We start from the raw sequence: 23,595 nt of genomic DNA, 5'->3' as shown, positions 1-23,595 counted from the left end.
ATTCGTGTTACCGAGAGGCCTTTATTGACTCTCAACTATTTTCAACAAATAGCTTCTAATTTGAATAACATGTGTTGCTTGGTGTGCAACACCACTGTAAAGGACATAGCATGCCTATTATTACTCTTCCTGACGGCAGTCAGCGTCAATTTGACAACCCAGTTTCTACTATGGAAGTTGCGCAATCGATCGGTCCTGGTCTTGCCAAAGCAACTATCGCTGGTCGTGTAAACGGTAACCGCGTTGATGCGTGTGATCTAATTGAAGAAGACGCAAGCCTTGAAATCATCACAGTTAAAGATGAAGTAGACGGTCTAGAAATCGTTCGTCACTCTTGTGCTCACCTTCTTGGTCACGCTCTTAAGCAGCTTTACCCTCAAGCTAAAATGGCGATCGGTCCAACCATCGACAATGGCTTCTACTACGATATCGACCTAGACGAATCTCTAACGCAAGAAGATCTTGAAAAGATTGAAAAGCGTATGAAAGAGCTAGCGAAAACCAAGTACGAAGTGGTTAAGAAAAAAGTAAGCTGGCAGGAAGCGCGTGATACGTTTGAATCACGTGGCGAACCATACAAAGTGGAAATCCTTGACGAAAACGTATCTCGTGATGATCGTCCAGGCCTTTACCACCATGAAGAATACATCGACATGTGTCGTGGTCCTCACGTTCCTAACATGAGCTTCTGTCAACACTTCACTTTGCTGAATGTTGCAGGTGCTTACTGGCGTGGTAACAGCGACAACAAAATGCTTCAACGTATCTACGGTACGGCTTTCCACGACAAGAAAGCACTGAAAGCGCACCTAACTCGCCTAGAAGAAGCGGCGAAGCGTGATCACCGTAAGATTGGTAAGCAACTAGACCTATTCCACATGCAGCAAGAAGCACCGGGTATGGTGTTCTGGCATCACAATGGTTGGTCTATCTTCCGTGATCTAGAAGTATTCATCCGCGCTAAGCTAGATGAGTACGGTTACCAAGAAGTGAAAGGTCCACTTATGATGGACCGTGTTCTTTGGGAACGCTCTGGGCACTGGGACAAATACGCTGATGCAATGTTCACAACTTCTTCTGAGAACCGTGAATACGCGATTAAGCCAATGAACTGTCCAGGTCACGTACAGATCTTCAACCAAGGTCTAAAATCGTACCGCGACCTACCGCTACGTATGGCTGAGTTTGGCTCATGTCACCGTAACGAACCATCTGGTGCACTACACGGTATTATGCGTGTACGTGGCTTTACTCAGGATGACGCTCACATTTTCTGTACTGAGAGCCAAATTCAAGAAGAAGTAACAAACTGTATCAAGATGGTGTACGATACGTACCAAACATTTGGTTTCGACAACATCGTAGTGAAACTGTCTACTCGTCCAGAGAAACGTGTAGGTTCAGATGAAATCTGGGATCAATCTGAAGAAGCATTGAAGCAGTCTCTTGAATCGATGGATATCCCATACGAAATTCAAGAAGGCGAGGGTGCGTTCTACGGCCCTAAGATTGAATTCACACTATACGATTGTCTAGACCGTGCGTGGCAGTGTGGTACTGTCCAGCTAGACTTCAACCTACCAGGTCGCTTAGGTGCAACTTATGTAGGTGAAAACAATGAACGTCTTGTACCGGTAATGATTCACCGTGCGATTCTAGGTTCACTAGAGCGCTTCATCGGTATCCTTATCGAAGAATATGCTGGTTTCTTCCCAACTTGGTTGGCGCCAGAACAAGCAGTTCTTATGAACATTACTGATAAACAGTCAGGTTATGTTCAAGAAATAGTACAAAAACTACAAAAAAGTGGAATTAGAGCTAAAGCGGACTTGAGAAATGAGAAGATTGGCTTTAAAATCCGCGAACATACTTTGAAGCGTGTACCGTATATGCTTGTTGTTGGTGACCAAGAAATGGAAGCTGGCGAAATAGCAGTGCGTACTCGTAAAGGTAAAGATCTTGGTAAATTTAAAGTGGATGATTTTATTGCATACATCCAAGACGAGATCTCTAGCCGTAAGCTCAATCTGGAGGAATAAGCTATTAAAGGCGGAAGACGTGGCCAACAGCCGGTAAAACAAAACCCGCACCGTATCAACGGTGAAATTCGTGGTATTCGTGAAGTTCGACTAACAGGCGCTGACGGTGAATCAGTTGGTGTTGTATCGATTCAAGAAGCCATTGCAGCTGCTGAAGAAGCTGGTATGGATCTCGTTGAGATCAGTCCTAACGCCGAGCCACCTGTTTGTCGTGTGATGGACTATGGTAAGTTCCTCTTCGAGAAGAGCAAAACTGCTAAAGAGCAGAAGAAGAAGCAAAAGCAGGTCCAGATCAAGGAAGTAAAATTCCGTCCTGGAACTGATATTGGAGACTATCAGGTAAAACTACGCAACCTGACGCGTTTCCTTGAAGAAGGCAACAAAGTGAAAGTAACAATTCGCTTCCGTGGCCGAGAGATGGCACACCAAGACATCGGTGTTGACGTTCTAAATCGTCTTAAGGAAGATACTGCAGAAATTGCTGTAGTTGAATCTTTCCCTAAGAAGATTGAAGGTCGCCAGATGATCATGGTGCTAGCCCCTAAAAAGAAGTAATTAACGGCTCATCAAGTAATTAAAACCTAGCCGCTTTCCTTTATATAAAGGCATATGGCTGGGTTTTGTTCGCCCTAATTACGTTGTTTATTAAACCTACTCAATGCGGAGTTATTCATCATGCCTAAGATGAAAACCAACAAAGGTGCTGCTAAGCGTTTTAAGAAAACTGCTGGTGGTATTAAGTACAAGCACGCTACAAAACGTCACATCCTGACTAAGCGTACTACTAAGAACAAGCGTCAACTACGTCCGAATGCAATCCTTCCAAAATGTGAAGTGGCTGCAGTAATCCGTATGTTGCCATACGCTTAATTCTTTTTAGTTATCAATCGTTTAGTTTAGGAGAAGCATAATGCCTCGCGTAAAACGTGGTGTACAAGCTCGTGCACGTCATAAGAAAGTTCTAAAACAAGCTAAAGGTTACTACGGTGCGCGTTCACGTGTTTACCGCGTAGCTTTCCAAGCAGTTACTAAAGCTGGTCAATACGCTTACCGTGACCGTCGCGCTAAGAAACGTCAATTCCGTCAACTATGGATTGCACGTATCAATGCGGCATCTCGTCAAAATGGTCTATCTTACAGCCGTTTCATCAACGGTCTGAAGAAAGCATCTATCGAGATCGACCGTAAGATCCTTGCGGACATCGCTGTATTCGACAAAGCTGCATTTGCAGTTCTAGTTGAAAAAGCGAAAGCTGCTCTTTAATTAGCAGTTTAGGATTAAGAGAAGGAGAGCATTAGCTCTCCTTTTTTATTGCTAAAATTTATACCCAAATGACTTTTAGCTTGGCTATTTAGAGTATTGTTTATCAGTGTTCTCAATTTATTGGTTAGCATCTTATGTTAGTTATAAGGTAGCTTGGGTATAAATTTTTACGTTTATAAGGGATTAAAAATGATCTACACAACGACCGAAAGCATTCCTGGCAAGCAGATCTCTGAAATCAGAGGGGTTGTAACTGGTAATGTTGTTCAATCAAAGCATATTGGCCGTGACCTCATGGCGGGTATCAAGAGCATTGTTGGCGGCGAAATTCGTGGTTACACGGAAATGATGACCGACGCGCGTGATATTGCTATACAGCGCATGGTGGCGGACGCTGAATCTAAAGGTGCCGATGCAATAGTAGGGATTCGATTTACCACAAGCTCAATCGTAGATGGTTCTTCGGAAATTTTGGCATTTGGTACTGCAGTGAAACTAGCGGACTAGTCTACTTGAATAGCATTGCAAAAATGCTAATAGAGAGCGGTGAATTATTATGCATTTACCGTTCTGTTCCTTTTAGGTTAATTATTCTAGATTTTTGTAGAGAGAATAGGTTTATATTCTCAACTTTACGTTACTATTAAAATTAATCACGATGATTTAGAGTAATTGCTTTACTTTTATTTTGCATATTATTTTATATCTATAATGAAATTGAATTCATATTGAATTTTTCATTTGTTGTGTGAATTCTCTTTTCGGTATATTAATTCATGTTTTTCTTATAAAAATATGAACTTATACCTTGCCAAGCGGTTCTAAATTGTTACAAATACTATACAGCTGTAACATTGCCAAAAGGAATTGTAGATGAGAGATCTGACTCCCGAATACTTGCTAGCCGCATTACGCCAAGCGATTAAAACAAAAGGGCTAACATATCGAGAGCTATCTGAGAAAATGGGTATGCCACTATCTACCTTTAAGAGACATCTTACAAGCACGAATCTCGCTTTAGATAAGTTGCTGGAATATTGTAGAGCGGTTGATTGCACGTTAGATGAACTACAAAAGCTCGCAAATCAATTGCAAGGTGAAGACGAGGATTACTTTAGTCGCACACAGGATGAAGTATTCTTTCAATTCCCTCACCTTTACGACTTTTATCGTGAATTGAGAATGCTTCGAGGTAAAGACGGTTATTCTATTTTAAAGAAAAAGTATGACTTGTCTGAGCAGAGCATGTCTGATTACTTAAAAGCATTAGAGTTGTTGGATCTCGTTTACGTTGATGAAGATAAAAATATAACGCTGCACGGGCCTTTATATTATAGCTATGCAGAGAACTCCAAGCTCAACGACAAATATACCGAAATCATAAAAGAGCAGACGACTACCCACGATAAGTGTGTTCGCGTTGCTTTGGCGCGTATGAAAATTACTGAAGAACAGCTTTTGTTACTGGAAGATCAAGTTGCAAAGACCGTCATTGATTTTCATTCCAAAAATGTTGTAGCAGAGAACTTTAATGTCTCTGATTTTACTAATATTGTTCTACTTGCTGGGCCACATCAGCCAGTCACATTCTCTGACGGCATTATTGAGACAGAGGGGCGATTTATTGATGATATTCGTTATGCCATCGCAGCTGCAGGTGATAAGCCAAGCCTATCTATATAGATTTTGAGCCTTTTTTGAAGAGAGTTTCTGAAAGGGCGTTGCAAAAGAAAAAGCCTAAGACAGCAAATACTTTGTAAGTAGGGCATTCAGCGGTGTTTGCTCTTAATTCAGACTTAAAGTGTGTTGGGCTTATTTCGAATAATACCTGTTCAGCATCTACTTTCGTTATTTTTAACATGCTGATTTCCTTCGTTGTTCCTCCCAAAGCCTCTCTCGCTTCCTCTACAAAGAAACCATTCTCGTTGAACCAAGCATCCTGTAGCTACTTGGGTATGCATAATTGGTAGCTATTTATCTTCTAATTATAAATTCATACTTGAAATGTTTGTTTTTTGATCTATTATGACGAAGTGTCATTTGTGACGGTTCGTCAACTTTAGTTGCGTTCCCGTATTAAAGAATCGTGTTACAATTATTGGGAGTGTGTTGGTATACGGATCAAAGGATTATGTTTAACTTTCGCTGTAAAAAATATAGCAAGCAAGACGGATGTCGTGTGTCTTCAGGGCTAACAAAAAAGCAACAGGCGATTGCTGATCGTGAGATAGAGCTTATTCAATTGGCTAAGTCTTTAGTTCAAGAGCAAGGCTTTGCCAACTTAACGATGGACAAGCTTACAGCGTCAAGCCCTTATTCTAAAGGGACGATCTACAATCATTTTTGCAGCAAAGAAGATGTGATTCTTGCGCTTTGTATTCATTCGCTGAAAAGCGAAGCAATATTTTTCGAACGTACCGCCAAATTTAATGGCAATACCAGAGAAAAAATCATTGCGATGCATGTAGGTTATCGTATTTACGCTCGTATGGAGCCAGTACTATCAACTTGTGCGATTGTTGCAAAGACGCCTTGGGTTCTAGAGAAGGCTTCGCCTAAACGTGTGAATGAACTGAATAACTTGGAAGAACAAGTAATAGATGGTGCTGATGCGCTGGTGAACAATGCGGTAGAATGTGGTGATCTTAAGTTTTCTCCCGCAATTGGTTCTGATGCTATTGTATTCGCCAACTGGTCTATTGCATTCGGTTCAAACGCTTTGGCGCAAAATGCATCGAACAGTCGATGTATTCAGCGAATTCAAGACCCATTCTCAGTACTGCACAACGCGAATATGTTACTTGATGGTTTAGGTTGGTCGCCTTTATCTACAGAATGGGACTACCGTAAAACCTGGCGTCGAGTGGAGCAGGAGTTATTTAGTGAAGAGCTTGCTTATTTAGAGTCAGTGAATCGCTAATAAACTGGAAAGGCCAATCTGACGTTATGGTTGGCTTTTTTATCGCACTATTGTGACGAATCGTCATTAAATCTCGAGGGTTGGCGTTCAGCCAATGATCACGAGAAGCATAGGAAGTTACTAAAAACTGACTTATGTAGCCAAATTCATTCGATCTAAAGTTTGCATGTCGAGTTTGTCTGGTTATTTACAGCATTTGCTGTTTTTTTAGTTTTTAAATTTGACGAAACGTCACAAAAGGAGAGTGTGATGCCACATCACAACGTTCAACAATACGCCCGTTCAGGGTGGGGTAAGCTACCAACGAATTACAGTGTATTGGTGATGCTTGCTACCGTTTTATTGATTGTCATAGCAACTATTGGAGGAAAAAATCTTTACTTTAGAGGAGATTACGACATCTTCTTTGATGGAACAAATGAGCAGTTACTTGCGTTTGATGAAATTCAAACCACCTTTGCAAAATCTGACAGTCTTGCTTTGGTTATAGCGCCAAAGAGCGGCACTGTTTTTACTCCTAGTACATTATCTCTTATTCAGCAGATCACTGACGAGGCGTGGCAAGTTCCATACTCCACCCGCGTTGATTCCCTCGCCAACTACCAGCATACCGAAGCGTTTGAAGATGATCTTCTTGTCGAAGACTTACTGTATAGCGAATATGAATTGACACCTCAACGAATAGAGAAAGTCAAAAGTATTGCGTTGAGTGAGCCGGTTTTGAAAAGTTCACTGATTTCTGAAAAAGGAGATGTCACGGTCGTAAACATTACGGTCCAACTCCCTGAAATAGATAAAACTGCTGAAGTACAAGAGGTGGTTGCTTACATAAACGGAATGATTGAACGTTATCAGCAAGTGTACCCAGACACGGAATTCCACAAGGCTGGTATTATTGCAATGAACTACGCATTTATGACCGCAGCCCAAGATGATAGCGCAACATTAGTGCCTACTATGTTACTAGTGATATTGGTGTTTCTGACCATCATGTTGCGCTCATTGCTTAGCGTCATCGCGACGCTCATCGTTATTATCGGCTCGGTTATGGTGACAATGGGCTTGTCAGGATGGGCTGGTATGTTCTTAAGCACGGCGACCGTTAATGTGCCTACCTTGGTGATGACGCTTGCCGTCGCAGACTGTGTACACATCATCGCGACAATGCGTCAGTCTATGCAAAACGGCTTTAGTAAAGCCCACTCTATTGAGCGAAGTATTGCGCTCAATTTCATGCCTATCTTGATTACCTCCATTACCACCGCGATCGGCTTTTTAATGATGAATATGTCGGATTCTCCAATCCTGAGAGATTTCGGCAACCTATCAGCCCTTGGCGTCATGGTTGCTTGTTTCCTTTCCATCACGTTACTTCCCGCCTTGCTTAATATCCTTCCGGTTACGGTGAAGTCGGATACTTCTGATGAAAGAAAGCACTTTATGGATCATTTAGGAGATTTCGTGGTGTCAAAGCGACATGCGTTATTGCCGTTGTCGGTGCTTGTTATTGTCGCGAGTGCGAGCTTGATTCCGCTGAACAAAGTCAATGATGAATCCGTCGAGTACTTTGGCCATAGCAATGAATTTCGCCGAGCGGCTGATTTTATGGAAGAGCGAATCAGTGGCATGGCGAACATCAGTATCGCGATAAAAACTAACGAATCGCAGGGCATTGCCGATCCTAATTTTCTCAATTCCGTGGGTAAATTTACTGACTGGCTAAGGTTGCAGCCAGAAACGGACCATGTTGCGACCTTGAGCGATGTTTATAAGCGCCTAAACAAGAACATGCATGGAGATGATCAGGCTTATTACTCGCTCCCTCAAGACAGAGAATTAGCGGCTCAATATCTGCTGCTTTATGAAATGTCACTACCGTATGGTTTAGATTTGAACAACCAAATCAATGTAGATAAGTCGTCGATCAAGATGGTTCTCACCGTGGAGAACTTGGGCAGCGTCGAGCTTGTTGATTTGGAAAATCGCATTTACCAATGGTTTAACGAAAACGCGCCTCAATATGATGTTGTTGCGTCTAGTCCTTCATTGATGTTTGCGCATATTGGTGAAACGAATATGGCCAGCATGCTGTCAACCTTGCCCATTACTCTTGTCTTAATCTCTGCATTACTGATCTTTGCCTTGCGTTCGTTCAAGCTTGGCTTAATTAGTCTTGTCCCGAATATTGCTCCTGCGCTTATTGGTTTTGGTATTTGGGCGCTGGTTTCTGGCGAGATTAACTTGGGATTGTCTGTCGTTGTGACATTAACGCTTGGTGTTGTTGTCGATGACGCCGTTCACTTTCTTTCTAAATATCAACACGCTCGTAAAGATGGCCACAGTGCGGAGCAAGCGGTTCGCTACGCCTTTCGCACCGTGGGGCGCGCGCTTTGGATTACGACGGTCGTGCTTGTTGCTGGTTTCTCTGTTCTGGCGATGTCGAGCTTCCGCTTAAATGCCGATATGGGACAGTTGAGTGCCATTGTTATCTTCATTGCTCTTGTTGTGGATTTCATCTTTCTACCGACTCTACTGATGTTGTTTGACAAAGGCGTTTACGACGAGGTAGAGCGCCGAAATAAGCTTAAATCAACTGACTCTCAAACCAAGACTGTTACTCAGTCATAACGAATTAAAGGATTGAACATGAATTTAGTAAAAAATGCCTTAAAAGTATCAGTACTTTCTGTCTCGCTTATTATGAGTCATGCGGTGTTGGCGGATGAAGCCAAAGGACTAGAAATTGCCCAAGAGCGCAAAGCCCGTGATGGAGGGTGGGGGGATTCTGTTGCTACGATGCAAATGATTCTGCGAAACGCGCAAGGAGAAAGCAGCACACGTTTAATGCGCTTACAATCACTTGAAGTTGATGGCGATGGTGACAAAGGGCTCACGATATTTGATGAACCGAGAGATGTAAAAGGCACGGCGTTTCTCAACCATTCTCATACGGTGGGTGCCGATGACCAATGGCTTTACCTTCCTGCACTGAAACGTGTGAAACGTATTTCCTCGCGTAACAAATCAGGTCCTTTTATGGGCAGTGAATTCGCGTATGAGGATCTCAGTTCCTTTGAGATTGAAAAATACCGTTTCAACTACCTAAAAGATGACAGCATAAACGGGCAAGATGTTTTCGTCGTAGAGCAAATTCCGACCGATAAGAACTCAGGTTATACCAAGCAAACGGTGTGGTTAGATAAAGCGCATTATCGTCCACTTAAAGTTGAGTTTTACGACCGCAAAGGCTCTTTGTTAAAAACGCTTTCTTTTTCCGATTACAAGCAATATCTCAACCAATATTGGCGAGCGCACACTATGGCGATGACAAACCATCAAACAGGAAAAAGTACTGAGCTAACGACTAGCGAAATGCGTTTTAACACTGGATTACAAGACAATGACTTTCATAAGAATGTGTTGAAGCGAGTGAGGTAGTGGAGGAAAAATGAAGCGATTAAATGTTGGGTTGTTGCTTAGTGCAGCAGCCTTTTTTTACTCGATGCCTCTGACTGCCGTCGAGCTCGCAGGACAAGTCAATATTGAGCATCGTCAGTTTTTTAAAACGGGCTCTCAGGGTCAGAGCAAAGCGCAAACGTCATTGGTTTTGCAGCCAGAATTTTACTGGGAGATGCAAAATGGTGATGCAAACTTTACTTTCACACCTTTCTATCGTCTGGATGGTCTAGACGATGAGCGAAGTCATGGTGACATACGAGAGGCACTTTATCTGACTTATTGGGATGATTATGAGCTTCGAGTTGGGATTAGTAAGGTCTTTTGGGGAGTGACTGAATCAGCCCATTTAGTTGATGTAGTAAACCAAACAGACTCTATTGAAGCCGTTGATGGTGAAGATAAGCTCGGTCAGCCGATGTTACATTTTACCTCTTTCAAAGACTGGGGTACCGTCCACGCAATGTTGTTACCTTACTTTAGGGAACGAACGTTTGCGGGTACAGATGGCCGCTTGCGAACCGAACCCGTTGTCTCTGATGATGCTATCTATGAATCAAGCAGAGAAGAGAAGCACGTAGATGTGGCTTTTCGATATTCGAAAATGCTTGGCGATTGGGACGTAGGCCTAAGCTATTTATATGGAACAAACCGGGATCCCTACTTTCGTTTTGAGTACGGAGAATTAAAGCCTTACTACGCTCTGATGAGTCATGTCGGTCTCGATGTGCAAGGAATTGTTGGCGATTGGTTATGGAAACTAGAAAGTGTTTATCGAGATAGCGCTGATAATCATGTCGGTCTTGTGACGGGTTTTGAGTATACCTTCGTCGGTGCATTTGACACGGTTTGGGATGTGGGAGTTATTGGTGAGTACCTCTATGACAGTCGAGGGAACAACGCACAAACTATCGGTCAAAATGATGTGTTTGCAGGTATTCGTTGGGCGCTCAATGATGAGGACGGAACGGAAGTATTGACGGGAATCACGAAGGATTTAGATAACGCTGATGTTTACAATGCTAAGTTAGAGGCGTCGAGCCGAATATCGAATCACGTTAAGTGGCAAATTGATGCTTGGTTGTTTAAAAATGAAACACCAAATGATTTGCTCTACTTTGCTAGAGATGACGATTTTATCGAGCTATCTATTCAATACTATTTCTAAAACAAAAGGGCACAACTAAACGGCAGATTAACTAAAGATGACATTTTTGACGTTTTTGTGCTCTTTTTATTCAATAACCTCTTCTTTTCGTAATTCAATTTGGCATTGGTGCCCGGTTTGGCTACTATGTACAGCTATCAAAAAACCAATCACTCCCTTATGGACACTACCTACAGGTAGATGAGGAAACGATGCAACATCTAGAAGAGATCATTGCTAGCGCGAGCACTGCAATTGAAGCTGCCGAATCGCTAGTCGCACTTGATGAAGTGCGTGTTCAGTATCTGGGTAAAAAAGGTGAGCTAACTGCTCAACTTCAAAGCCTAGGCAAACTACCACCAGAAGAACGCCGTGAAGCTGGTCAAGAGATCAACAAAGCGAAAGGCGTAGTTCAGCAAGCTATCGCAGCTCGTAAAGATGCACTACAACGTGCTGAGCTTGAAGCGAAACTAGCAGCAGAAACAATCGACGTAACACTACCAGGTCGTCGTATTGAAAACGGTGGTTTACACCCAGTAACTCGTACTGTAGAGCGTATTGAGAAGTTCTTTGGCGAACTCGGTTTTAACACCGAGGCAGGCCCAGAGATCGAAGATGCATTCCACAACTTCGATGCGCTAAACATCGCAGCTGATCACCCAGCGCGTACTGACCACGATACTTTCTTCTTCAACCCAGACTTGATGCTTCGTACTCATACGTCAGGCGTACAGATCCGTACGATGGAAAATGGTAAACCACCATTCCGTTTCATCGCACCAGGCCGTGTATACCGTAACGACTACGACCAAACGCACACGCCAATGTTCCACCAAGTGGAAGGCATGCTGGTTGATGAGAACGTAAACTTTGCTCAGCTGAAAGGCATCCTGCACGATTTCCTATGTAACTTCTTCGAAGAAGAAGTAGAAGTACGTTTCCGTCCATCTTACTTCCCATTCACTGAGCCTTCAGCTGAAGTAGACGTGAAAGGCAAGAACGGTAAATGGTTAGAAGTACTAGGCTGCGGTATGGTTCACCCGAACGTGCTACGTAGCGTAGGTATCGATCCTGAAAAATACTCTGGTTTCGCATTCGGTATGGGTGTTGAGCGTCTAACAATGCTTCGTTACGGCGTGAACGACCTACGTGCGTTCTTCGAGAACGATCTTCGTTTCCTAAAACAGTTCAAGTAATCCAGAGGGTTCATCAACATGAAATTCAGCGAATCATGGCTTCGTGAGTGGGTAAACCCTGCGGTTACTACTGACGAGCTAACTCACCAAATTACAATGGCCGGTCTAGAGGTAGACGACGTTCTTCCTGTTGCAGGTTCTTTTACTGGCGTTAAAGTCGGTCACGTTGTTGAATGTGGTCAACACCCAGATGCAGACAAACTGCGCGTAACTAAAGTTGACGTGGGTGAAGAAGAGCTTCTAGACATTGTTTGTGGCGCACCTAACTGTCGCCAAGGTCTGAAAGTAGCAGTAGCAACAGTTGGTGCTGTTCTTCCAGGTGATTTCAAAATCAAAAAAGCGAAACTACGTGGCCAGCCATCTCACGGCATGCTTTGTTCATTCACTGAACTAGGTATCGACGTTGAGTCAGACGGTATCATGGAACTAGCAGAAGACGCAGTAGTCGGTACCGATTTCCGTGAATTCCTAGGTCTAGACGACGTAACAGTAGACGTAGACCTAACGGCAAACCGCGCTGACTGTTTCAGCATTCGTGGTCTAGCTCGTGAAGTTGGCGTACTAAACCGTGCTGACGTGACAGAGCCATTAGTAGAAGCAGTTGCCCCTTCAATCGACGATAAAGTGTCTATCGAAGTGAAAGCTCCTGCTGCGTGTCCTCGTTACCTAGGTCGTGTTATTAAGAACGTAAACGTTCAAGCTGAAACACCACTATGGATGCAAGAGAAACTGCGTCGTTGTGGTATTCGCTCTATCGACCCTGTAGTAGACATCACTAACTACGTTCTTCTAGAGCAAGGCCAACCAATGCACGCATTCGATCTAGCGAAGATCGAAGGTGGCATCGTAGTTCGTATGGCTGAGCAAGGTGAGAAGCTAACGCTTCTTGACGGCAACGAAGCAGAACTAAACGCAGATACACTAGTAGTTGCTGACCACAACAAAGCACTTGCAATCGCAGGTATCTTTGGTGGTGAAGAGTCTGGTGTAACAACTGAGACTAAAGACGTTCTACTAGAGTGTGCATTCTTTGCACCTGACCACATCCGTGGCCGCGCACGTAGCTACGGTCTTCACACTGATTCTTCAATGCGTTTCGAGCGTGGTGTGGATTACGCACTACAAGTGAGCGCAATGGAGCGTGCAACACAGCTTCTTGTTGAAATTTGTGGTGGTGAAGTAGCACCTGTTGTAGCTGTAGAATCTGAAGCAGACCTACCTAAGCCAAACAAAGTTGCACTACGTCGCACGAAACTAGACAACCTACTAGGTCACCACATCGCTGATGCTGATGTAGTAGAAATCCTAGAGCGCCTAGGTTTGACTGTTGAAGCTTCAGAAGAAGGTTGGGTGGCAGTAGCGCCAACATGGCGTTTCGATATCGCTATCGAGCAAGATCTGATTGAAGAAGTTGGCCGTATCTACGGTTACGACAACATTCCTAACCAAAACCCAGCAGCAGCACTTAAGATGCACAACCACGTTGAAGCGGATCTTCCACTGAAACGCGTTCGTGATCTTCTTGTTGACCGTGGTTACCACGAAGCAATCACATACAGCTTCGTTGAGCCTGAGCAGCAAAAGCTAGTTGTACCTGGTGTTGAGCCTCTAGTACTTCCAAACCCAATTTCTGCAGACATGTCAGCAATGCGTCTTGGTCTTATCCAAGGTCTGCTGAACACGGTTGTTCACAACCAGAAGCGTCAACAGCCACGCGTTCGTCTATTCGAATACGGCCTACGTTTCATCCCATGTGAATCTGCAGAAAACGGCATGCGCCAAGAGCCTATGCTAGCGGGTGTTATCGCTGGTACTCGCGGTGAAGAACATTGGGATATCGAAACTAACACGGTTGATTTCTTCGACCTTAAAGGCGATCTAGAAGCGATTCTAGAGCTATCTGCGAACGAAAAAGCGTACTCTTTCGCTGCACTGTCACCTGAAAGCAAAAAAGCTAACCCAGCACTTCACCCAGGTCAATCTGCGGCAATCATCGTAGATGGCAAAGAAGTGGGCGTGATCGGTACCGTTCACCCTGAGCTTGAGCGTAAGTTCGGTCTAAATGGTCGTACTATCGTATTCGAAATCGAATGGTCTGCAATTAACAGCAAAGTGATCCCAGAAGCGGTAGCACTTTCTAAATTCCCTTCAAACCGTCGTGATATCGCGGTAGTAGTGGATGAAGCTGTTGCATCTGGTGACATTGTTAACGCTTGTCTAGAGCAAGGTGGCGAGTTCCTTAAAGATGCAAAACTGTTCGACGTTTACGTAGGTAAAGGCGTTGAAGAAGGTAAGAAGAGCCTAGCAATCGCTCTGACTCTACAGTCACTTGAGCGTACGCTTGAAGATGCAGATATCGCTGGTGCGGTTGACGCTATCGTTGCTCACGTTTCTGAGAAGTTTGGTGCGTCTCTACGTGACTAATCTCGCGTAACGTATCTTCTTAAGAAATGAAAACCCTGCCAGTTTGGCAGGGTTTTTTTATTTTTAGGATTACCTTATCGTTGTTCAAGTTCCTTACTGCTCGCACCACCCCTCATTATTTTAAAATACTAGACCAAACTAGGGATGGCCCTTACCCGAGATTAGGAACGTATTGTTTTTCAGCTAATACACGCTAACGATAGCTTATTGGCGGTTAGGCAGCGAGTGAGAGGGTATAGCTAAGCAGAAGAGGCAGCGTAAGAATGCTGAAAAAGTTGCCAAATAGTACCATTGACGCCACCTTCATGGGTTCTATATTCAGTCTTTCCGCAAATAGGTAATTCATGACGGCTGGCGGCAGCATTGTGAAGAGCACCATCATTTGCAATTGCATCGTTGGAAGGGGAATTAACCAATAAATAAGTGCAAAAGCGACAGCACCAGTTGCCAGTGACTGCACGGTACACAACACACCAATCTTTAAACCGTCCAACCGTAAATGACACATTTGTGCCCCCAGAGATAAAAGCATCACGGGTACGGCCGCTTGCCCAAGTAGAGCAGTGGCTTCGTATAAAGGCGCCCATGCACCCACATTTGACACGTTGAGAAACAGAGCCAACGACGCTGCTAAAAAGATTGGCATCTTGACTATTTGCTTAAAAGGGTTGCCATGACTAAGCAGCATTACGCCTAAGCTGATATGCAAGCATGCTGACACGACAAATAAAAGCACTGCTGACGACAGCGCAATTTCTCCAAACGTATAGGTAAACAAAGGAATAGCTAGATTTCCGCTATTCCGAAACATATGTGGTGGCGCCCAGGTTTTAAACGAGAGTGACGTCCATCGACATACCGGGATCATGAGTAGTGCGGGAATTAAAACCGCAACAATTGCCGCCAAAAGAAGCGGCCCCTGATTTGAATCGAGCGGCATGCTAACGAGTGACGAAAATACCAGTGCTGGCGTAAAAACCTCAATATTAATGCGGTTTATTGGGCGAAAGTCAGGCTTGATGTAACGACCGACCAAATAGCCAACTCCGACAAGAGCAAAAACAGGGAAAAGAATATTTATGATTTGATTAATCATGGTCGCCTAGAAGCAGTGTAAGAAGCTAATGAGGAAATACACGAACTTCCACATTATCAATCTTTATATATGGCGTCATCGTTAAACAGCGAGAAGCGTGGGTTTAATCAAGCTTTCAAAGCACAGTTGCAAAGTACAGGTGGTCATACCTTTTAATCTAATTGTTACGTATCGAGTTACATACAAATCACTGAATTTACGACAAGTTCTATGTCAAGTGTCTGTTAAATAACCAATATCTGATATTTTTATTAAATAGTGTTTAATGTTGATATTTAAACTACTTTTAGTTTTATAATCTGGATGTTTTTCCTGATAAAGATGAAACAAAAACAAAAATATCAAATTTCTGGCGTTTAACAATAATTTACGTAGTGCTATTCCTTTTGTTCGCCAAGAAAAAAGTTGGCGAAAATCATAAGCTTGTCATACACTTCCTGATGTAACCCCGATATGTTGTTGAATTGGTAGGGTAAAACTGCTCTGGCGCTACACTAACGTAGCATTGTTTAACATAGCTTTGAGGAAAGTTTTATGGCGCTCACAAAAGCCGAACTGGCAGAAAACCTGTTTGATAAATTAGGATTTAGTAAGCGGGACGCCAAGGAAACGGTGGAAGTGTTCTTTGAAGAGATTCGTAAGGCACTGGAAAGTGGCGAACAGGTAAAACTGTCAGGTTTTGGTAACTTTGATCTTCGTGACAAGAATGAACGACCTGGTCGTAACCCGAAAACTGGTGAAGATATTCCAATTACTGCTCGACGTGTAGTGACTTTTCGCCCGGGTCAGAAGTTAAAAGCTCGTGTAGAAAACCTGAAGAAAGTACAGTAAGCCGAATAAATGGATCACGCTAAGGCGTGGTCTTTTTTTTGCGTAAAATTCGTGTGCATACAAATGAAAACCACCGTAATGCGGTGGTTTTTCTGTTTATGAGAGACGCTTAATGATATCGGTTACGCCGCTTCTAGATGCGTTGTTAAGTATGGTTGCCATGCTTGTTGGTACAAGTTCTTAGACTGTGTACGCATGTTGCGAATAGAGGCAAGCTCTATTTCGCTTAGCTCACGTTTTTCCAACATCGCTTGACGTTCTAGTTTCTGGATTTTTTCGTATAGGTCGTGTTCGGGACCGCTTTTTACATCTGCGATTGCTTTCAAGTGCAGTTGAACTTCGGCTACTAGGTTTGTTTTTGGTAAACGAACGAGCAAGTTCAAGTCTCTATATCCTGAAGGGCCAGGTTTTTTGAATCGATTTTTTACTTTCACAATCGTTGTTTCACGCTCTAACGTTTCATAAATGGAGACTAAACTCGCGACGTCTTCAGCTACAATCGTTGCACGTGCTAGGTCAGTAATACGTTCAACTTTCCCATCTAACTCTAAAGCTATCTTTTCTTCTGCTCGTTGTTTGGATTTCACGCCTGCGAAGTATGGCTGAGCGTCATTAAGAAGTGCGGTACTTTTACAGATAGTTTCAAGTTCAAATTGCGCTTGGTGAGCTTTGCTGTAAAGAATGTCGAAGTCAGAATATGGCTGAGTTGGTGTGGTGTCGATTGACTGAATGCCATATAAACCGCTAAGGCTGTGTTTAAAAAGTTTCGAACAAACTTCGTTTTGGCTGGTTGAACGATTTTGTTCGCCATTAGGCGCAGGGGTAATTGGAAGTGCGGCAAATGCCGGTGCACGGCTAAGTACCAAAAGCATCAATGCTGTAGTACGAAGAAATAAGCTCATTCACTCTCCTTAACTTGCTTGTACTTAGAAAATAGGGAACATAAAGGTCGCTAAGTTCGGCAAATCAGGTACTAACTTATAAATGGGGCCATTACGAAAGATTCCAAGGTTTCAGTTTTATCTTGAAGTAGAATCGTGCGTTAGATCACCATTTCTCTTTTCTTTATTCTGATTATCAGATAAAGGCGCATCTCCTATGAGACCGATTACATCCTATCACCGCAGTATTAACCAAAGATGAACGGCATAGACAAATTGAAAAAAAACGTTAGTCTTACCTCTCAAAATGAAAACAGCCGACAAGTAGAAAGTAAAATGAGAGACCAAGAATTTTGGCATAACAAATGGGCCAGCAATCAAATCGGATTTCACTTGGAAGATGTAAACCCGCTATTACCAGTATATTGGAAACACACTAATCCAAAGCGTGAAGATAAAGTGTTAGTTCCTTTATGTGGAAAGTCAGAAGACTTGATTTGGCTAGCGATGAAGCATGATTCGGTTGAAGGTGTTGAGCTAAGCCATATCGCTGTGCGTGCCTTTTTTGCTGAACATTTTTACACGCCAACGGTAACGCCTCTTAATGGCATGCACGAGCTTTATCAATTTGATGAGCTCTCTATTTATACTGGGGACTTTTTCACTGCACCAGTATCTCAAGCCGATATCATTTATGATCGCGCCGCGTTGGTTGCTTTACCGCAAGATATGCGAGAGGAGTATGTAGAGCGTCTCAAGCAACTGCTGAATCCAGGCGGTCGTATTTTGCTTGTTACACTCAACTATCCTCAAGAAGAGATGGCGGGGCCTCCATTTAGCGTGCCGGTCGAAGAGATTGAGCAGTTATTTTCAGGTTACAAAGTTACTTGTTTGAACGTAGATGAAGCTGACGAGAATCATCCTAAAATTGCGAAAAAAGGCTTAAGTCGCTTCTCTGAAGAAGTGTACTTAATCGAGAGTGAATAGGCTCTCTTCGGTTTGGAACACGAAATAGCGCAGCAAGTTGAGCTGCGCTATTTTTGTATGAGTGGTTCGTATTTAATAAATGATATTCACTTTTGAAGCACTTTCAACAGCATCTTGAACGGCTTCTTCGGTGGTTTTTCGTCGCGTAAGGACAACACCTAAACGGCGGCGGCCATCGATTTCTGGCTTACCGAATAGACGAACTTGTGTTTGAGGTTGAGCTAAAGCTTTGCTTAGGTTTTCAAAGCGAATGTTTGTGGAAGTTCCTTGTCCAAGAATAACAGCAGACGCAGATGGGCCATATTGCACAATATTATTAATTGGCATTCCGGTAAACGCGAGCACGTGGAGAGCAAACTCAGACATTTCCTGTGAAATCATTGTAACCATGCCCGTATCGTGAGGGCGAGGAGAGACCTCATTGAAAATGACTTTATCGCCTTTGACAAACAGCTCTACACCAAAGATGCCGTAGCCACCGAGCGCGTTTACCACTTTCTCAGCCGTGTATTCAGCTGCTTTTACTGCGTTTTCTGACATAGTTTGCGGTTGCCATGATTCGCGGTAGTCGCCATCTTCCTGACGATGACCAATTGGAGCACAGAAATGCACACCGTCAACGGCTCTGATGGTCAATAAAGTGATTTCGTAATCGAAGTCGATAAAACCTTCCACGATAACGCGACCTGCACCCGTACGTCCGCCTTCCTGAGCGTAATCCCATGCTTTTGTAACGTCGTCTTCGGTCTTGATAACACTTTGCCCTTTACCGGAAGAGCTCATCACTGGCTTCACCACGCACGGAATACCCACATGCTCAACCGCGGCTTTGAAGTCTTCAAAGTTATCTGCAAAACGATAAGGTGAAGTCGTCAATTCCAGTTCTTCTGCTGCCAAACGTCGGATACCTTCACGATTCATTGTTAGCCTGGTTGCCTTAGCGGTTGGAACAACATTCAGTCCTTTTTCTTCAAGCTCTACCAGTTTGCCGGTTGCGATGGCTTCAATTTCTGGTACGACGTAAGTAGGTTGTTCCTTCGTAATAACTTCTTCTAAGGCGTTCCCATCTAACATGTCGATAACATAACTACGGTGAGCGACTTGCATCGCTGGAGCATTGGCATAGCGATCACAAGCAATCACTTCTAAACCAAGTCTCTGGCATTCAATGGCGACTTCTTTACCGAGTTCGCCAGAGCCTAAAAGTAATACACGGGTAGCATTTGCGCTAGTTGCAGTGCCAAACATAGTGTTCCCTTACAAAATAGAGTGATGAGACAGAAATTGCAGGAGATCATACTGAAGTTTTATGACAAAGCAAACGTTTGCTTTTGGTTTTTAGGTAATAAAAAAGCTCTACATGTTGTAGAGCTTTTTGTTGAATTTGTCGTTTATACGTTGACAAAACTAAGCGGAATATCTGGATTCAACGCTTCCAACGTTGATTGCGTATCGGCTAAGTGACTGATCTTACCTTCAGAGTTTTCTACCAATGCAGCGGCTTTGATGCTGTCAAAGTTTTCACCCGCAAGTAAAACTTGGATTAGCGCAACTTGTAGCGGTGGCAAGCTAGGATTAAACGCTGCATTTTCTGCATAAGCGCCTTGGAATACACGGCCGCTAGTCATCTCTAATGCTAAACCACTCAAGTTGTTGGTGTATGGAGAGTGGCTCATGTTCATCGCTTCAACTGCACTTTGGATGAGTGCGTCTTCATCATCACATGAGAATTGGTGTTTAACTTCTGCCATTAAGCCGGACTCGATACCGAGATCGTTTGGTCCAAAGGCTTCAGGCAGGTATTCATGAAGTGACTTTTCTTCGCGTTCTGGGAGCTGGATTTTAAGCTCGTTTGCGGTAGATAACTCATTCATGAACTGGCGGCAGTGACCACATGGGCTGAAGTTGATAGTGATATCCTTAAGACCACGTTCGCCTTTCATCCAAGCATGGCTAATCGCAGACTGCTCTGCGTGAACCGTTTGACCCAACTGTACACCAAAGAATTCCATGTTGGCACCGAAGTAAAGGCGACCTGAAAGGCCACGAACGATAGCGCCGACATAAAAGTCAGAAAGGGGAGCATAGGAGTACGCTGCGGCAAAAGGAAGTAGCGCAACACGAAGCTCTTTGTCTGATAGACCGGTAGCTGAAAGCAACTGCTCAAATTGTTGAACTGAAAGCGTAGCATCAAAATCATCAGCTTGGATGATAGGAGCAAGTTGTTTGGAAAGTGCTTCTGGAGCGCCTGCTAGCGCCTGTTCAATGCGACTTTTCATGTTGAATCCTTGTTATTGCATGGACAGTTATTCTATGTGAAAGATAGAAATGTTCCGTGCGTTAGATCACGATAAATAATGCAATTGATAATTCTGTTACATAATTAGAGTGAGCTCACACATGTATTCGATTGCACAGGTGTGAAGCGTTATCTCCGTCTCACAATTAACCATATCAGTATATATTCATATGACCAAGGAGCAGGAGTATGTTACTAACGCGACTTTTACCGCTATGCTACTTTATGCCTACGTAATCTAGAGCGAGTGGTAGCACCTAGAATGCTAATGCTATGAATGTATATCTCGATCAAGTCCCTTCACGATATTACTGGGTGAGGTTGATAGATAAGATAGGGTTTAGAAAAGGGTAAGGAAGAAGCGGAAAGGCTACGGCCTGCCGGAAGGAGGGCAGACCGAGAGCGCTTAACTATTGATATAGCCAGACAGCCAAAGCAAAAAAGCTTGGAGCCAAAATAGAAGTTATGATCCCACATAAAACCAATGCGAGTGATGAGAACGCGGCATCTATGGGCTGTTTCTCTGCACAAGTAGCGGTGCCTAAGGCATGAGAGACTGTACCCATTGTCAGACCACGTGCAATCGGGTGTTTAATTCCAATCAAATTGTAAATTGGGTATGCCAAAATTGCGCCCAATAAACCGACAATCAGAACCAAGATCGCTGCAACGGCGGCTTCACCACCGAGGTGACTCGATATTTCCATCGCTATTGGTGTAGTGACGGACTTACCCACTAGACTCGCGATTAAACTGATATCCGCTTTGAAAGCGACTGCGATCAAGGTGGTTGTCATCATCGACATCACACTGCCTACTGTGCAAGCAAAAGTGATGATTCGCCAGTTTGCTTTAATTTGTGGTAGTTGTTCATATAGTGGATAAGCCAGAGCAACTACGGCTGGTTGAAGTAAAAAACTGATCCCTTCGTTATCCGCATAATACGTTTCAAACGGTACATTTAAGTAAGTAAGCAAAGGAATGAGCACTGCAATACTGATCAGCAAAGGATTTGCTAGAGGATTATTCACTTTGATTGCAATTTGGCGCGCGACAAGAAAAACCGCAATGGTAACAACTAACCACATATCAGTGCTTCTCCTTTAACAAGTAGTCCAGCAGCCAAGCGAGGCTGACTAGTACAATGAGTGAGCCTCCAACTGCGCTAGCAATGATAGGGAGGGCATTAGCGAGTAGCATATCGAAATGTTGCATTAATCCCACGCTAATAGGAACGAACAATAAGATCATATAGCGGATAAATAGCGTGGCGCCCGGTTTGACCCAGTCGACTTTTACAAGCCCAAGAGTCATGGAGAAAAACAGTACGAGCATACCGATGACACTTCCTGGAACGGAAACGCCAGTGAACTTTTGAATGGTAATTCCGATGCCAAGTGCTCCCATGATGAGGAAGATTGAAATGAGCAGTTGGATCAGTTGTAAGAATCGTTCTTTAATCATTTTGACAGTATATAAACAACAAGCACACCATAAGGTGCGCTTGTATTAGGAGGAGTTAGGAAGCTAAGCTCTCTACATAACGGTACACGGATTTTAATATCGCAATCTTCTTTTCGTCACTTTCATGTTCGTGAACTAAGTTTTCTAAATTCAGCATGTACTCTTCAATTTGGCTTTCAAACACTTCTCGACAGTGTAGTGCCCAGCGTCTTTGTTCTTGCTCGTCTAATGTGCCTGGGAAGTTACGCGCACGATAGCGGAACAATAGAGGTTTAATACGCTTGTCATCAAATTCAATGTCTAATGCAGCAAGATTATTCGGGTCGGTTTCTCGAATGATATCCATAGCTGCGCGATCAGCCGGAGAAAAGAACCCGTCGTAAAGCTGTGTATCGACGTCATCACTTTTATCGAATTTACGCTCGACGGAAAAGAGGCTAATCAGCTTTTCTCTAATTTCAGGATGTTGGCGCAACAAAGCGAGATTGGCGAGACATTGTTGGCGATCAATGCCAATAGACTCTGCATTTTCAGCCGTTAACGTTTTTGCAGGGGCGAGAATAGGGCATTTGTTCAAATGAACTAGTTTAACTGGCACTGGTAGCAATTCACCAAGATCTTCGCGCTTCGTGTAGAGTCTTTCGTGCAGCTCTTCTGCGGATAGCTCAAGAATAGGTTGAGGGTCTTTCGCTAAATCGATGGTGATAACGGCGTTATTATTGGTTGGATGCCAAGCAACAGGCACAATCCAGCTAGTGTACTGACATTCGCGCCCTAGCATGCCTGAAACGTGCATCAACGGTGTCATGTTGACGATGTCGACTAAATCATTGAGCTTGCGCTTTTGGCGCATAGAAAAAAAGTAATCAAACAATTTTGGTTGCGCTGCTTTTACTTTCTTTGCCATTTCGATAGTCGCAACCACATCTGCCATGGCATCGTGCGCGTTACTATGTTCTATGCCGTTAGCCACAGACAAGTGTTCTAATTTAAAGCTAGTGAAGCCATCTTCGTTTTCTGGCCATTCTACGCCTTCTGGGCGAAGGGCATGGCACGCGCGTAGTACATCGAGTAAATCCCAACGTGAGTTACCGTTTTGCCAACTCCATGCGTATGGATCGATAAAGTTGCGATAACAAGTATAACGGGTCACTTCGTCATCAAAGCGAATGCTGTTGTAGCCTAAACTGGTGGTATTTGGTCTCGCGAGTTCAGTGTGAATCTTAGCGATAAACTCTGGCTCAGAAAGGCCTTCTTGAACCGTTTTTTGCGGAGTAATACCAGTAATAAGCGCAGCTTCAGGAGACGGAAGATAATCAGCCGGTGGTTGACAGTACATGACTAAAGGCTCGCCGATGATATTAAAGTTTTCATCTGTACGAACACCAGCAAACTGGCTTGGGCGATCTTTCGCGGGGTTGGTTCCCCATGTCTCATAATCAAAGAAGAAAAAAGTGGGCTGATTATCTTGGTGCATTCTGCTTACCGTTTACAAAACCGATGACAGTATTAGACCATTCAACGCCTTGACTAGCAACGAAAGATGCAAGTTGAATTTTTGAAAATGAAAAAAGCCGATGGCGAACCATCG

Annotated in this window: 22 protein-coding genes; 14 read left to right on the top strand and 8 right to left on the bottom strand. The window is 43.6% G+C overall.

The window, feature by feature from the left end:
- The first annotated feature begins 110 nt into the window (after positions 1-110).
- The 6 genes from thrS (at position 111) to R8N47_RS05705 (ending at position 4,986) form a co-directional block, all read left to right on the top strand.
- Complete coding sequence (gene thrS, locus R8N47_RS05730) at positions 111-2,039, top strand: threonine--tRNA ligase (protein ID WP_005395892.1); 1,929 nt, start codon at positions 111-113, stop codon at positions 2,037-2,039.
- Positions 2,040-2,042: 3 nt separating this feature from the next.
- Positions 2,043-2,594 (top strand): translation initiation factor IF-3, encoded by a 552-nt coding sequence (gene infC, locus R8N47_RS05725; protein ID WP_080276913.1) that lies wholly within the window; start codon positions 2,043-2,045, stop codon positions 2,592-2,594.
- A gap of 120 nt (positions 2,595-2,714) precedes the next feature.
- Complete coding sequence (gene rpmI / locus R8N47_RS05720; RefSeq protein WP_005377932.1) at positions 2,715-2,909, top strand: 50S ribosomal protein L35; 195 nt, start codon at positions 2,715-2,717, stop codon at positions 2,907-2,909.
- Positions 2,910-2,949: 40 nt separating this feature from the next.
- Entirely contained in the window at positions 2,950-3,303 is a 354-nt protein-coding gene (gene rplT / locus R8N47_RS05715) for a 50S ribosomal protein L20 (RefSeq protein ID WP_004727974.1), read from the top strand.
- 189 nt (positions 3,304-3,492) lie between these two features.
- Positions 3,493-3,810 carry a heavy metal-binding domain-containing protein gene (locus R8N47_RS05710; RefSeq protein ID WP_005377919.1) on the top strand — a complete coding sequence of 106 codons (318 nt, stop codon included), beginning with the start codon at positions 3,493-3,495 and terminating at the stop codon, positions 3,808-3,810.
- A 366-nt stretch (positions 3,811-4,176) separates the two neighbouring features.
- Positions 4,177-4,986, top strand: coding sequence for a helix-turn-helix domain-containing protein (locus R8N47_RS05705; protein WP_005385480.1), 810 nt, complete (start codon positions 4,177-4,179; stop codon positions 4,984-4,986).
- On the opposite strand, the gene R8N47_RS05700 is transcribed toward R8N47_RS05705, so the two are convergent.
- The gene (locus tag R8N47_RS05700) at positions 4,979-5,164 is read right to left on the bottom strand and encodes a hypothetical protein (RefSeq protein WP_031780965.1); all 186 of its coding nucleotides are present in this window, start codon (positions 5,162-5,164) and stop codon (positions 4,979-4,981) included. The genes R8N47_RS05705 and R8N47_RS05700 overlap by 8 nt on opposite strands.
- Positions 5,165-5,434: 270 nt before the next feature.
- Here R8N47_RS05700 and R8N47_RS05695 point away from each other — a divergent pair, with 270 nt between their 5' ends.
- The 6 genes from R8N47_RS05695 to pheT all read left to right on the top strand — a co-directional run bounded on the left by R8N47_RS05695 (position 5,435) and on the right by pheT (position 14,446).
- Positions 5,435-6,223, top strand: coding sequence for a TetR/AcrR family transcriptional regulator (locus tag R8N47_RS05695; protein WP_005377913.1), 789 nt, complete (start codon positions 5,435-5,437; stop codon positions 6,221-6,223).
- Between the two features lie 249 nt (positions 6,224-6,472).
- The gene (locus tag R8N47_RS05690) at positions 6,473-8,851 is read left to right on the top strand and encodes an efflux RND transporter permease subunit (RefSeq protein WP_064353837.1); all 2,379 of its coding nucleotides are present in this window, start codon (positions 6,473-6,475) and stop codon (positions 8,849-8,851) included.
- An 18-nt stretch (positions 8,852-8,869) separates the two neighbouring features.
- Positions 8,870-9,661 (top strand): outer membrane lipoprotein-sorting protein, encoded by a 792-nt coding sequence (locus R8N47_RS05685; protein WP_064353838.1) that lies wholly within the window; start codon positions 8,870-8,872, stop codon positions 9,659-9,661.
- A 10-nt stretch (positions 9,662-9,671) separates the two neighbouring features.
- A complete protein-coding gene (locus R8N47_RS05680; protein ID WP_064353839.1) occupies positions 9,672-10,847 on the top strand; it encodes a hypothetical protein in 1,176 nt (391 codons plus the stop codon).
- Positions 10,848-11,038: 191 nt separating this feature from the next.
- A complete protein-coding gene (gene pheS, locus R8N47_RS05675; protein ID WP_005385470.1) occupies positions 11,039-12,022 on the top strand; it encodes a phenylalanine--tRNA ligase subunit alpha in 984 nt (327 codons plus the stop codon).
- An 18-nt stretch (positions 12,023-12,040) separates the two neighbouring features.
- Positions 12,041-14,446, top strand: a complete 2,406-nt coding sequence (pheT, locus tag R8N47_RS05670) for a phenylalanine--tRNA ligase subunit beta (protein ID WP_053303165.1) — start codon at positions 12,041-12,043, stop codon at positions 14,444-14,446.
- A 214-nt stretch (positions 14,447-14,660) separates the two neighbouring features.
- Here pheT and R8N47_RS05665 read toward each other — a convergent pair whose 3' ends face one another.
- Entirely contained in the window at positions 14,661-15,542 is an 882-nt protein-coding gene (locus tag R8N47_RS05665) for an AEC family transporter (RefSeq protein WP_005377901.1), read from the bottom strand.
- Between the two features lie 534 nt (positions 15,543-16,076).
- Between R8N47_RS05665 and ihfA the strand changes: the two genes are divergently transcribed.
- A complete protein-coding gene (ihfA, locus tag R8N47_RS05660) occupies positions 16,077-16,373 on the top strand; it encodes an integration host factor subunit alpha (RefSeq protein WP_005377899.1) in 297 nt (98 codons plus the stop codon).
- Positions 16,374-16,495: 122 nt separating this feature from the next.
- Here ihfA and R8N47_RS05655 read toward each other — a convergent pair whose 3' ends face one another.
- A complete protein-coding gene (locus tag R8N47_RS05655; protein WP_005377897.1) occupies positions 16,496-17,275 on the bottom strand; it encodes a phosphoribosylglycinamide formyltransferase in 780 nt (259 codons plus the stop codon).
- A 315-nt stretch (positions 17,276-17,590) separates the two neighbouring features.
- On the opposite strand from R8N47_RS05655, the gene R8N47_RS05650 reads away from it, so the two are divergent.
- On the top strand, positions 17,591-18,241 hold the full coding sequence (locus R8N47_RS05650) for a thiopurine S-methyltransferase (RefSeq protein ID WP_021707633.1): 651 nt from the start codon (positions 17,591-17,593) through the stop codon (positions 18,239-18,241).
- A 72-nt stretch (positions 18,242-18,313) separates the two neighbouring features.
- On the opposite strand, the gene purT is transcribed toward R8N47_RS05650, so the two are convergent.
- From purT to sbcB, 5 genes are all read right to left on the bottom strand, one after another.
- Positions 18,314-19,489: a formate-dependent phosphoribosylglycinamide formyltransferase gene (gene purT, locus R8N47_RS05645; RefSeq protein WP_064353845.1), complete on the bottom strand. Its 1,176-nt coding sequence runs from the start codon at positions 19,487-19,489 to the stop codon at positions 18,314-18,316.
- A gap of 143 nt (positions 19,490-19,632) precedes the next feature.
- Positions 19,633-20,520, bottom strand: coding sequence for a cytidine deaminase (gene cdd, locus R8N47_RS05640; protein WP_064353846.1), 888 nt, complete (start codon positions 20,518-20,520; stop codon positions 19,633-19,635).
- 430 nt (positions 20,521-20,950) lie between these two features.
- Positions 20,951-21,628: an LrgB family protein gene (locus R8N47_RS05635; RefSeq protein ID WP_005377888.1), complete on the bottom strand. Its 678-nt coding sequence runs from the start codon at positions 21,626-21,628 to the stop codon at positions 20,951-20,953.
- Between the two features lies 1 nt (position 21,629).
- Positions 21,630-22,004 (bottom strand): CidA/LrgA family protein, encoded by a 375-nt coding sequence (locus tag R8N47_RS05630; RefSeq protein WP_005397786.1) that lies wholly within the window; start codon positions 22,002-22,004, stop codon positions 21,630-21,632.
- A gap of 55 nt (positions 22,005-22,059) precedes the next feature.
- A complete protein-coding gene (sbcB, locus tag R8N47_RS05625; RefSeq protein ID WP_017820876.1) occupies positions 22,060-23,481 on the bottom strand; it encodes an exodeoxyribonuclease I in 1,422 nt (473 codons plus the stop codon).
- Between the last annotated feature and the right edge of the window lie 114 nt (positions 23,482-23,595).

The organism is Vibrio sp. 2132-1, assembly GCF_033344315.1.
Note: the sequence above shows the minus strand (reverse complement) of the source record. Positions and strands in the feature narration are given on the sequence as shown.

Bases quoted from the DNA above. Each gene is read 5' to 3' on its own strand.
- cdd (WP_064353846.1), bottom strand. From the start codon at position 20,520: ATGAAAAGTCGCATTGAACAGGCGCTAGCAGGCGCTCCAGAAGCACTT.
- R8N47_RS05705 (WP_005385480.1), top strand. From the start codon at position 4,177: ATGAGAGATCTGACTCCCGAATACTTGCTAGCCGCATTACGCCAAGCG.
- R8N47_RS05695 (WP_005377913.1), top strand. From the start codon at position 5,435: ATGTTTAACTTTCGCTGTAAAAAATATAGCAAGCAAGACGGATGTCGT.
- R8N47_RS05635 (WP_005377888.1), bottom strand. From the start codon at position 21,628: ATGTGGTTAGTTGTTACCATTGCGGTTTTTCTTGTCGCGCGCCAAATT.
- R8N47_RS05630 (WP_005397786.1), bottom strand. From the start codon at position 22,004: ATGATTAAAGAACGATTCTTACAACTGATCCAACTGCTCATTTCAATC.
- R8N47_RS05680 (WP_064353839.1), top strand. From the start codon at position 9,672: ATGAAGCGATTAAATGTTGGGTTGTTGCTTAGTGCAGCAGCCTTTTTT.
- R8N47_RS05655 (WP_005377897.1), bottom strand. From the start codon at position 17,275: ATGAGCTTATTTCTTCGTACTACAGCATTGATGCTTTTGGTACTTAGC.
- purT (WP_064353845.1), bottom strand. From the start codon at position 19,489: ATGTTTGGCACTGCAACTAGCGCAAATGCTACCCGTGTATTACTTTTA.
- pheS (WP_005385470.1), top strand. From the start codon at position 11,039: ATGCAACATCTAGAAGAGATCATTGCTAGCGCGAGCACTGCAATTGAA.
- rplT (WP_004727974.1), top strand. From the start codon at position 2,950: ATGCCTCGCGTAAAACGTGGTGTACAAGCTCGTGCACGTCATAAGAAA.
- thrS (WP_005395892.1), top strand. From the start codon at position 111: ATGCCTATTATTACTCTTCCTGACGGCAGTCAGCGTCAATTTGACAAC.
- R8N47_RS05710 (WP_005377919.1), top strand. From the start codon at position 3,493: ATGATCTACACAACGACCGAAAGCATTCCTGGCAAGCAGATCTCTGAA.
- R8N47_RS05690 (WP_064353837.1), top strand. From the start codon at position 6,473: ATGCCACATCACAACGTTCAACAATACGCCCGTTCAGGGTGGGGTAAG.
- R8N47_RS05700 (WP_031780965.1), bottom strand. From the start codon at position 5,164: ATGTTAAAAATAACGAAAGTAGATGCTGAACAGGTATTATTCGAAATA.
- R8N47_RS05685 (WP_064353838.1), top strand. From the start codon at position 8,870: ATGAATTTAGTAAAAAATGCCTTAAAAGTATCAGTACTTTCTGTCTCG.
- R8N47_RS05650 (WP_021707633.1), top strand. From the start codon at position 17,591: ATGAGAGACCAAGAATTTTGGCATAACAAATGGGCCAGCAATCAAATC.
- ihfA (WP_005377899.1), top strand. From the start codon at position 16,077: ATGGCGCTCACAAAAGCCGAACTGGCAGAAAACCTGTTTGATAAATTA.
- sbcB (WP_017820876.1), bottom strand. From the start codon at position 23,481: ATGCACCAAGATAATCAGCCCACTTTTTTCTTCTTTGATTATGAGACA.
- R8N47_RS05665 (WP_005377901.1), bottom strand. From the start codon at position 15,542: ATGATTAATCAAATCATAAATATTCTTTTCCCTGTTTTTGCTCTTGTC.
- rpmI (WP_005377932.1), top strand. From the start codon at position 2,715: ATGCCTAAGATGAAAACCAACAAAGGTGCTGCTAAGCGTTTTAAGAAA.
- pheT (WP_053303165.1), top strand. From the start codon at position 12,041: ATGAAATTCAGCGAATCATGGCTTCGTGAGTGGGTAAACCCTGCGGTT.